Raw genomic sequence first — 15,363 nt, 5'->3', positions numbered from 1 at the left:
ATTTTCCATGTATAGATGGTTAATCAGTTTTTTGCAGCAGTTTGCCTTTCGTTTGTACCGTACAGTGTACAAGCGGAAGGCAGCAGTTCAGGGAAAAGTGTCTGGGACACCGTGAATGATTCAAATCAAAAAAGTGAGAAAGAACAAACACCGCAAACGAATGCAGCAGAAACTTCTGATGGCGGAAGCACGTTTATGATGCTAGTAAAACTAGTATTTATGCTTGGAATCGTTTTAGCTATCTTGTTTTTTGTATTACGTTTTATCCAAAGAAAGTCAGTTAGTTTTCAAGATGGAAAGAATCTGCAGTCATTGGGCGGGATTGGGATCGGACAGAATCGTTCTGTACAGCTGATCAAAACAGGAAATTCAGTTTTGGTAGTAGGTGTTGGGGACACAGTGACACTTTTAAAAGAGATTAACGATGAAGATGAAGTGAAAATGATGCTCGAACAGCGTCCGTCTCAAAATGTCTCTACTTTGACGAGTCAATTAAAATCAAAATGGTTAAAAAACAGAAGCGAAAAAAGGATGGCAATGGAGTAGATGTCTCAACGAGTCAGACAGATACTTTTAAAAATATGCTGAATTCAATTGTTCAGGATAAGAAAGAACAACAAAGAGAAATTCAGAAAGCGTTAGAGAAAGGGAAACATCATGAATGAATTTATTCCTGGTTTAGATTTGGATTTTATTAACAATAGCGATCCAGCCAACATGGAAACAACCATTCAGCTTTTGCTGCTCTTAACGGTCCTTTCGCTAGCTCCTAGTATTCTGATTCTTATGACTTGTTTTACGAGAATCATTATTGTCTTATCTTTTGTCAGAACATCACTGGCAACACAGCAGATGCCTCCAAACCAGGTACTGATAGGTATTGCCTTATTCTTAACTTTTTTATCATGGCCCCTGTTCTGCATGAAGTAAACAAAGAAGCGGTTCAGCCGTTAGTCAAAGGTGAGATCTCTCAGGAAGAAGCATTCGATAAAGGAAGTCTGCCGATTAAAGAGTTTATGGCTAAACATACAAGGCAGAAAGATCTCATGCTTTTTATGGAATATTCCGGGGCGAAGAAGCCTGAAAGCATAAAAGATATTCCTTTAACAACTCTTGTACCGGCTTTTGCGATCAGTGAATTAAAGACGGCATTCCAAATAGGATTTATGATTTTTGTACCTTTTCTGATCATTGATATGGTCGTTGCGTCTATTTTAATGGCTATGGGGATGATGATGCTGCCGCCCGTTATGATATCACTGCCATTCAAGATCTTGTTATTCGTACTAGTTGATGGCTGGTACCTCATCGTCAAATCATTGCTATTAAGTTACTAGGGCAGGTGGAAACATGGATTCTCAATTTGTAATATCTTTGGCTGAAAAAGGGGTATACATGACCTTGCTTTTATGCGGTCCACTAATGCTATTAGCCCTGGTTGTTGGTTTGATCGTAAGTATTTTTCAAGCAACAACACAGATTCAGGAACAGACACTCGCATTTATTCCAAAAATCGTGGCAGTTTTGGTAGGTCTTGTATTTTTGGACCTTGGATGTTATCACAAATTCTAGGTTTCACATCCAATATTTTTCAAAATTTACATACGTACATAGGATTATAAAATGATAGATTTAGTTGCTTTTCCTGCATTTTTATTGATCTTAACTAGAGTATCGGCATTTTTTTTAACAATTCCTGTGTTTTCTAATAAAAATTTACCTGTCATGCATAAAATCGGTTTATCACTTTTTCTATCTTGGATCATGTTGTACGCGATTGATCCAAAACCAATTCCGTTAGATGGTTCATTTCTTCTTTTAATTATAAAAGAAGCGATGGTCGGACTTTCCATCGGATTTATTGCAGCGATTGTTTTCTACGCAATTCAAGTAGCCGGTGGATTTATTGATCTGCAAATGGGTTTTGCTATCGCGAACGTGTTTGATCCGCAGACAGGCATTCAGACCCCTTTGATGGGTAGATATTTGTACACGTTTGCGATTCTTTTTTGTTAGCGACTGATGCGCATCATATGTTGCTGGACGGTATTTTCTATAGTTATCAATTTTTACCGCTTGATTCGGCCATCTCTAATTTTGGAAATGGCGAAATGACCAGATTTGTAATAAGTGTCTTCTCTGGCATGTTCCTAGTTGCTCTGCAGATGGCGATTCCGATCGTAGGTACTCTGTTTTTAGCTGACCTAGCACTTGGAATCGTAGCAAGAACGGTACCTCAGATGAACATTTTTGTAATCGGTCTGCCGGTGAAAATATTGATCGCTCTAGTGTTGTTCTTAGTTGTAATGCCCGCATTCTTTGTATCTGTTCAGATGCTTGTCGACCAGATGCGTGACAGCATGATTAACTTAATGGAATTGTTGGGGGCGGCTTAAGTTGATGAAATATACAATTTCTTTACAATACTTTTCTGGGGAAAAACGGAAAAAGCGACACCCAAAAAAGGCAGGAAAGCAGAAAAAAGGCCAGGTAGCAAAAAGTGCTGATATCAATGCGGCTTTTGTGTTGTTTGCCTCCGTAATGTTTCTTTCTTTTATGGGGAGCTGGATGGGTCAAAGGTTGCTTCATCTATTTGCTTACAGCCTAGATAAGAAACTGCTTTACGACGTTACTGAATCGAGCATCGCTAAGCTGTTTTGGGAGCTAGCGATAGAAGTTGCCATAATTATATCACCAGTAATGGTTGCAGCGATGGTAGCTGGTGTCTTAGGTAACTATTTGCAAGTTGGCTTTTTACTATCAACAGAAGCGATTCAAATGAAACTTGAAAGGATTAACCCTTTATCAGGATTCAAACGAATCTACTCAGTGCGCGCCCTTGTTGAACTTTCAAAATCAATGCTGAAGATTCTACTGATCGGCGGTGTAACTTTTTCATTCTGTGGAGTGAGCGGGATATTTACTTAAGAATGAGTCTTGTAAGTATAGAGGCTTCACTTCCCGTCTTTGGGGGACTAGCCGTCAAGATGGGTTTTGCAGCATCACTCGTTTTACTTTTTCTTGCGTTTCTCGATTATATGTACCAAAAATACGATTTTGAAAAGAACATTAGGATGTCTAAACAAGATATTAAAGATGAATACAAAAAATCCGAAGGTGATCCAAAGATAAAAGGTAAGATCAAGGAAAAACAAAGACAGATGGCTATGAGGCGAATGATGCAAGAAGTCCCTAAAGCGGATGTTATCATTACAAACCCTACACATTATGCGATTTGCTTGAAATACGACGATGGCCGTATGGATGCGCCGGTAGTTGTAGCAAAAGGAGTCGATCTGATTGCTCAAAGAATCAAAGAAATTGCAAAAGAACATGATGTTGCAATGGTTGAAAACCGCCCGTTAGCAAGGACTTTGTACGCTAGGGTAGACATCGGTCATGTGATTCCAGAAGATCTTTTTAAAGCAGTAGCCGAAATATTAGCTTTTGTGTATCGCGTTAAGAAAAAGCGTAAGGAATGAATAGGAGAGTTTACAGATGAAAGCTAGAGACATGAGTGTTTTAGCAGGCGTAATTTTAATTATTGCCATGCTCGTCATCCCAATGCCAACGTTTATGTTGGACTTCTTAATCATAACGAATATATCTCTGGCACTTTTAATCATATTGATTGCCATGAATACAACGCAGCCTCTCCAATTCTCTATATTCCCGTCATTGCTTTTGTTAGTGACACTTTTTAGGCTTAGGTTAAACGTTTCTACAACGAGAAGCATCCTATCAACGGGGGATGCCGGGAACGTTGTACATACATTCGGTGAATTTGTAGTCGGTGGAAATATTCTTGTTGGTATCGTAGTGTTTTTTATCCTGATCATCATTCAATTTATCGTAATTACAAAAGGATCTGAACGTGTATCGGAAGTTGCAGCAAGATTTACACTCGATGCGATGCCTGGAAAGCAGATGAGCATCGATGCGGATTTAAATGCTGGCATGATTTCAGATCGGGAAGCGAAAGAAAGACGTGAGACGATCGAACGTGAGGCGGACTTTTACGGAGCAATGGACGGTGCGAGTAAATTCGTAAAAGGAGATGCAATCGCTGGAATAATCATCGTTTTGATCAACATGCTATTTGGAATCATAATCGGAATGCTTCAAATGGGACTTAGCTTTGGTGAGAGTGCTGAATTGTTTACAAGAATGACCGTCGGTGATGGATTGGTCTCTCAAATTCCAGCACTGATCATATCAACTGCAACAGGAATCATTGTGACACGAGCAGCATCAGAAGGAAATCTTGGTTTTGATATTAGCAAACAATTACTCGCGTATCCAATCATGCTCTTTGTAGCTGGCGGCACGATCATTTTGCTCGGGTTATTCACACCGATCAACGATTTCTTCACAATTACGATCGGCGGAATACTTTCAATCGGTGGATACCTGTTATTAAAAGCAGAACGAGAACAAAAAGAAAAAGAAGAAGTTGTAGAAGAAGATATTCAGACAGAACAACTGAAAAGTCCTGAATCTGTTGTGAACCTTCTTCAGATCGATCCAATTGAGTTCGAGTTTGGGTACAGCCTAATACCATTAGCAGATACCTCACAAGGCGGGGACTTGTTAGACAGAATCGTCATGATCAGAAGACAGCTTGCTTTAGAGCTGGGCATGATTGTTCCGGTAGTCAGGATTCGGGACAACATACAGCTGCAGCCCAATGAATACAGAATCAAAATTAAAGGCAGTCAGGTTGCTAAAGGTGAGCTGTTACTCGATCATTATTTAGCGATGAGCCCTGGAATAGAAGATGAAGAAATTCAAGGTATTGAAACGATGGAACCCGCTTTCGGTCTGCCTGCCATCTGGATCGGGGAAGAGATGAAAGAACGTGCAGAATACTCAGGTTACACCGTCGTTGACCCTCCTTCTGTCGTTTCTACTCATCTTACAGAAGTCATCAAAAAGCACGCACACGAATTGATCGGCAGACAGGAGACGAAACAGCTGGTAGATCACTTAAAAGAATCGTACCCAGCGATTGTGGAAGAAGTCACACCAGATGCGCTTACAATCGGTGAAGTTCAAAAAGTATTATCAAAACTTTTAAGAGAGAGAATTTCCATTCGGAATTTAGCGGTTATTTTTGAAACACTAGCTGATTTCGCAAAAATGACAAAAGATACGGATTTATTAACTGAGTATGTGAGACAAGGTTTGTCCAGACAGATTTCTAAAAGTTACACAAATGAAAATGAACCATTGCATGTCATAACATTGGGTGGATCGGTTGAAAAAAGATTGCCGACGCGGTACAGCAAACAGAACACGGGAATTATCTTTCTCTTGATCCTCACGATTCTCAGTCTATTTTTGATAGCATTACAAGAGAACTAGAATCTGGAAGAAGCTTTGACCAGTCAGTCGTATTGTTGTGTTCTCCTGCAGTTAGAATGTACGTACGCCAGCTGATAGAAAGATATTTACCGGATGTGGCGGTATTATCCTATAACGAATTAGAACCTGAACTCGAAGTGAAAAGTGTAGGGGTGGTGAACATCTGATGAAAGTGAAGAAATATACTGCACAAAACTTGCCAGAAGCTATGAAACTAGTTAGAGCAGACCTTGGCAGCGGGGCCGTAATCTTGAATACAAGAGAAGTACAAGTTGGTGGAGTATTCGGCTTTTTTACAAAAAAGAACGTTGAAATCTTTGCAGGGTTAGATCAAGACATCGATTATCAGCAAAGTAAAAAACAAACAAAAAGTAGTGTGCATGATCATCAGCAAGTTTTTGTCCCTGATGAAGAGTTGACTCAGGAAATCCGTCAGTTAAAGAATATGGTTCACACACTTACCATACAAACGAAACAACCGGAAACGAAGGCTCCATTAGTCCAAGAATGGGAAACGTTCTTAAGAAATCAAGAGCTTGATCCATTAATTCTGGACGAACTTGTAGCAGCTTTATCGAGTAAATACGATGGTCTTGAGGCGGATGAAGCAAATCGATACGACTGGAACACCTGGATTAAAAATCACTTAGGTGCCCAAATGAAGAAAAGTGAGTTTGGTGGATTTCATTATGAAACGAAATTCTTAAACTTAATTGGTCCTACTGGAGTCGGCAAAACGACGACCATCGCCAAGATCGGAGCAAAGGCTGTTCTCAAAGATGGTAAGAAAGTGGCGTTTATTACGACAGATACGTATCGAATTGCTGCAATCGATCAATTGAAAACCTATGCAGAAATTCTAAACATTCCGTGTGAAGTGGCTTATACTGCAGATGATTTTAAGAAGGCAAAAGAAAAATTTATAGATTATGATCTTGTTCTCGTTGATTCTGCGGGTCGAAATTTCTTGAATCGCTTTTATATAGAAGAACTGCAGCGGATTGTTCATTTTGATAAAGACATGAAAAATTATCTCGTTCTTTCCCTAACTTCAAAGTACAGGGATATGGAAACAATCTATAACCAGTTTAAGAGTTTGCCCGTTCACAAGGTGATCTTTACAAAGAAAGATGAAACAAAGACCTACGGCGCAATGGTAAATCTCTCTATTGCAAACGGTGTGGGAATCGGATATGTCACAAACGGACAAAACGTTCCTGATGATATGTTTGAAGCAGAGGCGGATGAACTGATTCAAATGCTTTTGAAGGAAAAAATAAATCATGATTGATCAGGCTGCAAGTCTTAGAAAACAATTGACGGCAACATCTACCGAAAGTGCAAGAGTGATTTCTGTTGTTAGCGGAAAAGGCGGAGTTGGCAAAACGAATGTAACCGTCAATTTAGCACTTTCCTTAATAAAAATGAAAAAGAGAGTTCTCGTATTGGATCTGGATGTTGGAATGGGGAATGTTGATCTAATTCTTGGCAGAAGATCGAATAAGCATATTATGCATATGCTACACAATCAATTATCAGTATGGGAGATTATTGAAGAAGGAAAAGAGGGTCTTCATACAATTGCGGGTGGAAGAAATTTCGGCTCTCTTGCAGAGATCACGGAGGATATGCTGAACCATTTTATGAAGCAGCTTGAAGAACTTGAAAAATTTTATGACTTTATCTTCTTAGACATGGGTGCAGGTGCTACAGAAGCAGCGCTAAAGTTTGTATTATCGAGCCATGAAATTTTAGTTGTAGCTACACCAGAAATTACTTCAATGACTGATGCTTATTCTATGATGAAGTTCATCTATTTAAAAGATAACACTCTTCCCTTTACTTAGTCATAAACCGTTATGAAAACGAGAAGAAGGCCGAGAAACGTTTGAAAAATTGAAACATGTATGCCAGCAGTTTTTAGATAAAGAGCTGATCTGTCTCGGGAAAATTCCGTTAGACCAGAGCGTTTTGGAATCCGTAAAGAAACAAGTTCCATTTACGATTCATAAACCAGCTTCTTTAGCTTCAAAAGCTGTTTCCGACTTAGCGCAATCTTATGTTGGAGCTACTAAAGAGCAAAAAGCATCCTATACATCTTTTATCAGCAGGTTGAAGTCACTATTTATTGAGAGGTAGAAGCTGCGTGAAACAAATCAAAGTGCTAATTGTAGACGATTCTGCCTTTATGAGAAAACTTATAAAAGAATTTCTAAGTGAAGACCCTAGAATCGCTGTTCTCGATACGGCTAGAAATGGACAAGAGGCTATCGAAAAAACCGAAAAATTAAACCCAGATGTCATTACGATGGATGTCGAAATGCCTATTTTAGATGGGATTGAAGCAGTGAAAAGCATAATGAGCAGCCATTCAGTGCCAATCATTATGCTCTCGAGTACAACCAAAGCGGGTGCAGAAAATACCATTCTAGCAATGGAAGCAGGGGCTATTGATTTTATTGCTAAGCCATCTGGTGCCATTTCACTAGATTTGCACAAAGTAAAAGAAACCTTAATTGAAAAAGTAATCGCTTCATCTAAAGCAAAAGTTGCTGCGAAACGTTCTAAAACTGGAAATAGACCTGTTCCTAAAATAATTAGGAAACCAATAAAAAAGAATGACCTTGATAAGCTCATCTTAATTGGTACATCAACGGGTGGACCGAGAGCTTTGCAAGAAGTAATTACGAAACTTCCAGCAGACTTAGACGCTCCTGTTGTTGTTGTTCAGCATATGCCTGCAGGTTTCACTCAGTCATTAGCCAATCGATTAAATTCTTTATCTCATGTACATGTTAAGGAAGCAGAACATCATGAAACGTTGAGAAAAGGAACTGTATACATAGCACCAGGCGGGCTGCATATGAGAGTGAACGAAAAAAGGGGCGAGCTTTTTATAACATTAGATCGAGAAGAACCAGTTGGAGGACACAGACCGGCTGTAAATGTACTTTTTAGTTCTGCTGCAAAACTTAAAAACTATCAAAAGATTGCAGTGATCATGACAGGCATGGGTTCAGACGGTACAAATGGAATCTTAGACCTCAAAGAAAATGGGGAAACGATCGTGATTTCAGAAGCTGAAGAATCTTGCATCGTTTACGGCATGCCTAAAGCTGCAGCTCTAACCAAGAAAGTAGATGAAGTGGTTCACCTGGAATCTATTGCACTAGCTATTCAGAACTATTTGTAAAATAGGAGGAACTATACGATGGAAATGACACAATATCTTGACATATTCATTGATGAAAGCAAAGAACATTTACAAGCAATCAATCAACAGGTGCTGCTGCTAGAAAAATCACCAGAAGAGCTGTCGATCGTAAATGAAATATTCCGCTCTGCTCATACATTAAAAGGGATGTCCGCAACAATGGGTTATGAAGATCTAGCAAGTTTAACGCATTGCATGGAAAACGTCCTTGATGCGATACGGAATAAAAAGATACCGGTTACACCTGCTGTGCTTGATGTACTTTTTGTTTCGCTAGATCACTTAGAAGCGATGGTAGTTGAAATTTCTGAAGGCGGTAAAGGTAAAAGGGATGTTTCAGAGACCGTTCGAGATCTAGAAGCATTAGAAAAAGGAGAATCACCAACTCCTGCTTCAAATCAAATGAGAAGTGATAAAGAGAGCTCACAAAGATATGATCAGTACGAAAAACAAATCATCCTTCAATCTAAAGAACAAGGTTTTCACGCCTTTGAGCTGTCAATCTCATTACGTGAAGATTGCATTTTAAAAGCGGCAAGAGTTTATATGGTTTTTGAAGTTGTTGAACAGATCGGTGAGATTATTAAAACCATGCCAGCTGTTGACATGCTTGAAGCAGAACAGTTTGAAACGAGTTTTAACCTATCCGTTCTCACGAAAGTATCAGCTCAAGATATTAAAGAACGTATTTTAAAAGTTTCGGAGATTGAAGTGGTCGAAGTATCAGAAATTCAATCCGATAAACTAAATGCCTCTGCTGAAGAAAACAAAGGGAACCATGATTCAGAACATGTGGTAAACAGTGAAAACAAAAAAGAAGATACTCAACAAAATACAAGCGCTGCTGGTTCTGGTAAAACAATTCGCGTAAATATTGAAAGACTTGATCAGCTCATGAATTTGTTTGAGGAACTTGTCATCGACCGCGGACGTCTTGAAGAGATATCAAAATCTCTGAGAAGTTCTGATTTAAACGAGACGGTTGAACGCATGTCCAGAGTATCAGGCGATCTTCAAAATATCATCTTAACCATGCGTATGGTGCCTGTAGAACAAGTCTTTAACCGATTCCCAAGAATGGTTAGAGGGTTGGCAAAAGACTTAGGCAAGAAAGTGAACTTGGAGATTGTAGGAGCTGAAACAGAACTTGATCGAACCGTTATAGATGAGATCGGTGATCCGCTAGTACATCTGCTTAGAAACTCCATTGACCACGGAATTGAAAACCCTACTGTTAGGTCATCCGCCGGAAAGAATGATACGGGAACGATTTACTTAAGAGCGTATCACAGCGGTAACCATGTGTTTATTGAGATTGAAGATGATGGAGCGGGTATTAATAAACAAAAAGTGTTGGAAAAGGCATTAGAGAACGGAATCATCACAAAAGAAATGTCAGAAAATTTGACCGATAAACAGTGTTTTGAATTGTTGTTCGCTTCTGGATTTTCAACGGCTGACGTGATATCAGATATTTCCGGCCGTGGAGTTGGACTGGACGTAGTGAAGAACAAGATCGAGTCGTTAGGCGGATCAATTTCTGTTGATTCAACGGCTGGATTTGGAACAATCTTCTCGATTCAGCTTCCGTTAACATTATCAATCATGTCAGTCATGCTCGTTGAAATCCAACAAGAAAAATATGCGATTCCGTTATCGTCCATTATTGAGACAGCCATTATTAAAAAAGAAGATATTCTATCTGCTCATAATCAAAAAGTCATTGATTTCCGCGGGAAAGTAGTACCGCTCGTTAACATGAAAGAAATCTTTGAAGTTCCGGTAACAAATGAATCGAGCCAGCACGTTCCTGTCGTGGTCGTAAGAAAAGGGGACAAAATGGCAGCGTTAGTTGTTGATTCGTTTATCGGACAGCAAGAAATCGTCTTAAAATCACTTGGTCAATATTTAGCGTCCGTGTTTGCCATCTCTGGTGCAACGATTTTAGGAGATGGACAAGTAGCCTTAATTTTAGATTGCAATGCACTTATTAAATAGCTCTTTTCTATAAACTCTTTTCTAAAAGATATTCTCTATTAAGTCATTTTAATAAAGAGGCTTCATTGACAAGTTGATAGGAGTGGAAGGTAGCGAGACTCCTGCGGGACGAGCGGTCAGGTGAGACCCTAAGGGCGCAAAGCGGCAAGGGGCGCACCGGTCGCCCCGCGGAAAGCGAAGCAACCTGGAGCGGAAATCAACCTCTCAAAGAGCGACAACGAGATAGCTAAATAAAAAAGGTGGTTAATCAGAATGGCAAATGAAGAAAAAGTAATCATTTTTCAATTAAAAGACGAAGAATATGCGGTTCCTGTTCAGCACGTTAAATCAATAGAAAGAATGCAGCACATTACGCGAATTCCTAGAACTGTGAATTTTGTTAAAGGCGTAATAAACCTTCGAGGTGTTGTAACACCGATTATCGACCTGCGTTTACGTTTTGATATTGAAGAAGAGATGTATACAGACGCAACTCGAATCATCATTGTTTCAGTAGGTACGATAGAGGCTGGATTAATTGTAGATGCTGCCAATGATGTGATCGACCTGGATAAAGATTCGATCGAACCACCTCCTGAAGTTGTGGGAGGCGTTGATGCTGAATACATTCAGGGCGTTGCGAAGATTGAAAAAAGACTGCTTATCCTTTTGGATCTTGTGAAAGTATTGAATCCAGAAAAACTCGATGTTCAACTAGCTAAGGAAATCCTTAATTAAGATGGACTTTTCAAAGATTCAGCCTATCCATTTAGATATTTTGCGTGAGATAGGAAACATTGGAGCAGGGCATGCTGCAACAGCATTATCTACGATGCTGAACAAAGCGGTCGATATGAAAGTCCCTTCAGTAAATGTGATCTCCTTTGAAGAAATATCTGAGATGGTTGGTGGAGCTGAGAACGTTGTAGCTTCAGTTTTCCTAAGGATTGTTGGTGATGCGCCGGGGTGTATGTTTTTTATGCTGCCGATTGAACAAGCTGAAATGCTTCTCGAAGACCTATTAGGAGGACAATCCGTACAGTTGGCAAGCGGAGATATTTCAGAAATCTCACTCTCTGCGCTGCAGGAGGTTGGAAATATTCTTTCCGGTTCATATCTTACTTCGTTTTCAGATTTTACGGGTTTAAACTTGCAGCCTTCTGTACCCGCTACAAGTATTGACATGGCTGGTGCAATCTTAAGCTTTGGGTTGTTTGAAATTTCAACTGTAAGTGATTATGCCATTGTAATTGACACTGCTTTTACGGATATAGAAAAACACGATGATGTTAAAGGACACTTTTTCTTATTGCCAGACCCTGAATCATTTTCAAAAATTTTTCTTGCATTGGGAGTTCCGTTGGATGAGTGAAATTATTAAGGTGGGGATTGCGGATATAAACGTCGTTTCCCCACCAGACACAATTAGAACAACAGGTCTTGGATCATGTGTTGGCGTCATATTATTTGATCAAACAAACAAAATTGCAGGTATGGCACACATCATGCTCCCTGATTCATCTTTATCGAAAGCACCAACATTAAATGATGGCAAATACGCAGATACGGCTATTAAGAGTTTGTATGAGATGTTAGTAAAACAAGGTGCAAATGGTAAAAGCTAAAAGCGAAAATCGCGGGCGGCGCGCAAATGTTTCAATTTGCATCTGGAAACGAAATGATGCGAATCGGTCCTAGAAATGTAGATCGTGTAAAAGAAGAGCTTTTAACTTTAGGAATCCCTCTAATTGCAAGTGATACAGGCGGGTCTAGCGGAAGAACGATTGAATTTGACCCGAATAACACTTTATTAACCATTAGAACGGTGAATGCGGGCACTAAAGTAATATAAAAGAGGAGGATTACCATGACGGAGCCATCTTTAGTAGAAGAACAATCATGCTGGGATAAGTGGAACACAAGTCGTGATCGAGAAGCAGGTGATGAACTACTTCGTGCTTATCTGCCTCTTGTGAATTATCATGTACAACGGATATCGGTTGGACTGCCTAAAAGCGTCAATAAAGATGAACTCCGATCCCTTGGTATGCTAGGGTTGTATGATGCCCTAAAAAAGTTTGAGCCGGAACGAGATCTTAAATTTGATACATATGCTTCTTTCCGTATTAGAGGTGCGATTCTAGATGGGCTAAGAAGAGAAGATTGGCTGCCGAGAAGCCTAAGGGAAAAAACAAAAAAGTAGAAGCAGCAATCGAAAGGCTAGAACAAGAAAACTTACGCTCGGTTAGCGCGAAAGAAGTAGCTGACGAATTAGGCTACTCCGAAAACGAAGTAACTACCGTTATGTCAGAAAGCTTTCTGGCTAATGTTCTATCCATTGATGAAGAAAATAAAGAAACCGACAGCCGCGAGAAAGTCAGTTATACCATTGAAGACAAAAAGGCAATCACTCCTGAAAACAGTTTGCTTCAGGAAGAACTTCATGGGGAACTTGCCCTAGTGATTAAAGAGCTATCAGAAAAAGAACAGCTTGTTGTTAGTTTGTTTTACTTTGAAGAATTAACGTTAACAGAAATTGGACAAGTACTCGGGTTATCAACATCAAGAATATCTCAAATACACTCAAAAGCATTATTTCGAATTAGACAGGTTCTGCAACGTTATATGTAAGGAGTAAATGTATGGATCAATGGTTTCATATTAAACGTGAAGAAAAAGATACACTCGCTCTTTTGTATAAAAAGGAGTAGTGATTCCTCCAGATCAGATAAGTTTTTCGGCATTAGCAGCATGGATTGAATCCAAGGGGATAAGACATGGTGTTCGAAATGAAATCTTAAACTTGATTGTTGAAAACCTGGAAACCTATTCTTTTCCTGCAGAAATCGCAAAAGGTAAACTGCCTATAGCCGGTAAACCAGCTCAACTCATTCCTACTTGTTCAACAGAATGTGATGTACTGGTAGAAGAACATAAAAAGGTTGATTTTAAACGCTTATTTACCATACCTACTGCAGATTTTGGAGAAATCGTTGCAAGAAAACAAACAGCGACAGAAGGGATACCCGGCATTACAGTCTTTGGTGAACTCTTGCCTGCGAAAAAAGGGAAGGACCTCCATATTAAAAATGGAGAGAATACGGTTTTTAATGCTGAGGATTTATGTGTGTATGCTTCAACGAGTGGAGAAGTAACGTATCGAAAAAACTGTGTCAATATTTATCCTGTTTATAGAGTTCAAGGTGACGTTTCTTTAAAGACAGGGCACATTGATTTTGTAGGAAATGTACATATAACAGGTGATGTCCCTTCAGGATTCAAGATCTCAGCACAAGGTGATGTGCGTATCGAAGGGGTTGTAGAGGCCGCAGAAATTATAACGCAAGGAAATGTTGTGATTGGTGGCGGAGTATTGGGTCAAGGAAAAGGCTCAATCCGCTGTGGCGGAAATTTCACTTCTCTGTACATTAGTCAAGGAACCGTTTATGCAGGAGAAAACATCGAAGTTGCTCAAACGATTATGCACAGCCACTGTGAAGCGGGCCAGAATGTTATATGCTTAAATGGCAAAGGAAATATATCAGGCGGAACGTGTATTGCTGGAAGTGAAATTTCAGCGAATGAAATCGGAAATGAAACGTATTCCAAAACGTTAATATATATAAAAACGAATGAAAATAATGATCAGATTAGATTTAACAATGAACAAAAGTTGATAGAACTAGAGCAAAACCTTAAAAAATTGAATCAACTAAAAGCGGTTATGGAACAAAAGAAGATGGATAGAGCGACAATCGATAAGATTATTAATACGATCCATCAAACAAACATTCAACTAACAGAACTGAATAAGGAAAAAGCTGCAAATCAAAATTCTGTACGATCATTTATTACAATTAAAGGTACATTGCATCCGAATGTAGAGATTGGGATTGGCAAGTATAAGCGAAAAGTGCAATCTCCGTTTCAATCGGCAAAAGTGTTTATGGAAGAAAAAGAAATCGTTATTCATTCCTTATAAGAAATGGATGTGAAGCTGTGAGTTTGAAATTAATCGAACTTCAAGTTGCTATTCCTAGGACAGTCGATGCGGCAAAGTCAGCTACTGAAACTTTAAATAGAGGACTTCTTCAGCAAGAACAAAAATCAGAAGAGATACGTAAGAAAGATAACCTTGAATCGAAACGTGTCAATAAGAAAGAATCAGCCGAAGAAAGTTTATTACATACAAGTCAGCATGAAAAAAATGCAACAAGTTCCAGTCATCCGTTTAAAGGACAGAAAATTGATTATTCGGGATAGGTGAAAACAATGTATGGTTTGATTTTCTTCAGTTTATTACTAAACGTTGTTTGTTTTTATTTTCTATTTATTTTATGGAAAAGGATTCAAGAGCGGGATATGACTCAGGATTCAAATGTAAGTGAAGATGTTGGAGAGCTTTTAGAGCTGTTTTCACAAGAAATGAAAGAAGAAAATGCACGATTGCAAGAGATGATTTTACAATTTTCCAAACAAAATCAAGAGAAGCATCATTCTATCTCCATCTCCAATCAAGAGGAAGCTGAAGACGTCCCTACAGACTTAATGGAGGATGTTGACTATTTACCTTCTGATGAAAACAAAGATCGAAATAAGGTGTTATTATTAGCTCGAGAAGGGTATAATGCTGAAGAAATTGCGAAAATGCTTAACCGAGGAAAAGGTGAAGTAGAATTACTAATAAAATTTTACGCCTAACACCTTAAAAAGACTTGCGGAAATTGCACGAATCGTGTTATATTATTTCTCGGTGTTAATCACACACGTTTGCGGATTTGAGTAATGTGGTGCTGCTAAGTCAGTTA

The 15,363-nt window shown here is 39.1% G+C and carries 11 protein-coding genes and 7 pseudogenes; all 18 read left to right on the top strand.

Translation table 11 applies throughout. The features are described from left to right. The first annotated feature begins 15 nt into the window (after positions 1-15). The 18 genes and pseudogenes from ACEWFH_RS12940 to ACEWFH_RS12855 all read left to right on the top strand — a co-directional run bounded on the left by ACEWFH_RS12940 (position 16) and on the right by ACEWFH_RS12855 (position 15,256). The gene (locus ACEWFH_RS12940; RefSeq protein ID WP_473724351.1) at positions 16-546 is read left to right on the top strand and encodes a flagellar biosynthetic protein FliO; all 531 of its coding nucleotides are present in this window, start codon (positions 16-18) and stop codon (positions 544-546) included. A 111-nt stretch (positions 547-657) separates the two neighbouring features. After that, positions 658-1,337: pseudogene (gene fliP / locus ACEWFH_RS12935) on the top strand (flagellar type III secretion system pore protein FliP). 13 nt (positions 1,338-1,350) lie between these two features. Further along, positions 1,351-1,622, top strand: a pseudogene (fliQ, locus tag ACEWFH_RS12930) (flagellar biosynthesis protein FliQ). Position 1,623: 1 nt separating this feature from the next. Further along, positions 1,624-2,396, top strand: a pseudogene (fliR, locus tag ACEWFH_RS12925) (flagellar biosynthetic protein FliR). Between the two features lie 4 nt (positions 2,397-2,400). Continuing rightward, positions 2,401-3,482: pseudogene (gene flhB, locus ACEWFH_RS12920) on the top strand (flagellar biosynthesis protein FlhB). A 16-nt stretch (positions 3,483-3,498) separates the two neighbouring features. Then, positions 3,499-5,531 (top strand): annotated as a pseudogene (gene flhA, locus ACEWFH_RS12915) (flagellar biosynthesis protein FlhA). Next, positions 5,531-6,655, top strand: a complete 1,125-nt coding sequence (gene flhF / locus ACEWFH_RS12910; RefSeq protein ID WP_473724350.1) for a flagellar biosynthesis protein FlhF — start codon at positions 5,531-5,533, stop codon at positions 6,653-6,655. Before flhA ends, flhF begins: the two are co-directional and overlap by 1 nt. Next, complete coding sequence (locus ACEWFH_RS12905; protein WP_473724349.1) at positions 6,648-7,211, top strand: AAA family ATPase; 564 nt, start codon at positions 6,648-6,650, stop codon at positions 7,209-7,211. Before flhF ends, ACEWFH_RS12905 begins: the two co-directional genes overlap by 8 nt. Positions 7,212-7,260: 49 nt before the next feature. After that, positions 7,261-7,503, top strand: coding sequence for a MinD/ParA family ATP-binding protein (locus ACEWFH_RS12900; RefSeq protein ID WP_473724348.1), 243 nt, complete (start codon positions 7,261-7,263; stop codon positions 7,501-7,503). A 7-nt stretch (positions 7,504-7,510) separates the two neighbouring features. Then, positions 7,511-8,557: a protein-glutamate methylesterase/protein-glutamine glutaminase gene (locus tag ACEWFH_RS12895; protein ID WP_473724347.1), complete on the top strand. Its 1,047-nt coding sequence runs from the start codon at positions 7,511-7,513 to the stop codon at positions 8,555-8,557. Between the two features lie 18 nt (positions 8,558-8,575). Continuing rightward, positions 8,576-10,576 (top strand): chemotaxis protein CheW, encoded by a 2,001-nt coding sequence (locus ACEWFH_RS12890; protein WP_473724346.1) that lies wholly within the window; start codon positions 8,576-8,578, stop codon positions 10,574-10,576. A 252-nt stretch (positions 10,577-10,828) separates the two neighbouring features. Beyond that, positions 10,829-11,293 (top strand): chemotaxis protein CheW, encoded by a 465-nt coding sequence (locus ACEWFH_RS12885; protein WP_473724345.1) that lies wholly within the window; start codon positions 10,829-10,831, stop codon positions 11,291-11,293. 1 nt (position 11,294) lies between these two features. Then, positions 11,295-11,927: a chemotaxis protein CheC gene (locus ACEWFH_RS12880; protein ID WP_473724344.1), complete on the top strand. Its 633-nt coding sequence runs from the start codon at positions 11,295-11,297 to the stop codon at positions 11,925-11,927. After that, positions 11,920-12,407 (top strand): annotated as a pseudogene (locus ACEWFH_RS12875) (chemotaxis protein CheD). Before ACEWFH_RS12880 ends, ACEWFH_RS12875 begins: the two are co-directional and overlap by 8 nt. A 15-nt stretch (positions 12,408-12,422) precedes the next feature. After that, a pseudogene (locus tag ACEWFH_RS12870) lies at positions 12,423-13,186 on the top strand (FliA/WhiG family RNA polymerase sigma factor). Between the two features lie 79 nt (positions 13,187-13,265). Beyond that, complete coding sequence (locus ACEWFH_RS12865; RefSeq protein ID WP_473724343.1) at positions 13,266-14,537, top strand: DUF342 domain-containing protein; 1,272 nt, start codon at positions 13,266-13,268, stop codon at positions 14,535-14,537. A gap of 17 nt (positions 14,538-14,554) precedes the next feature. After that, the gene (locus tag ACEWFH_RS12860) at positions 14,555-14,818 is read left to right on the top strand and encodes a hypothetical protein (protein ID WP_473724342.1); all 264 of its coding nucleotides are present in this window, start codon (positions 14,555-14,557) and stop codon (positions 14,816-14,818) included. Positions 14,819-14,827: 9 nt separating this feature from the next. Next, positions 14,828-15,256 (top strand): DUF6115 domain-containing protein, encoded by a 429-nt coding sequence (locus ACEWFH_RS12855; RefSeq protein WP_473724341.1) that lies wholly within the window; start codon positions 14,828-14,830, stop codon positions 15,254-15,256. Positions 15,257-15,363: the final 107 nt, after the last annotated feature.

It is taken from the genome of Fictibacillus sp. EA-CB0309 (assembly GCF_055814265.1).
Note: the sequence above shows the minus strand (reverse complement) of the source record. Positions and strands in the feature narration are given on the sequence as shown.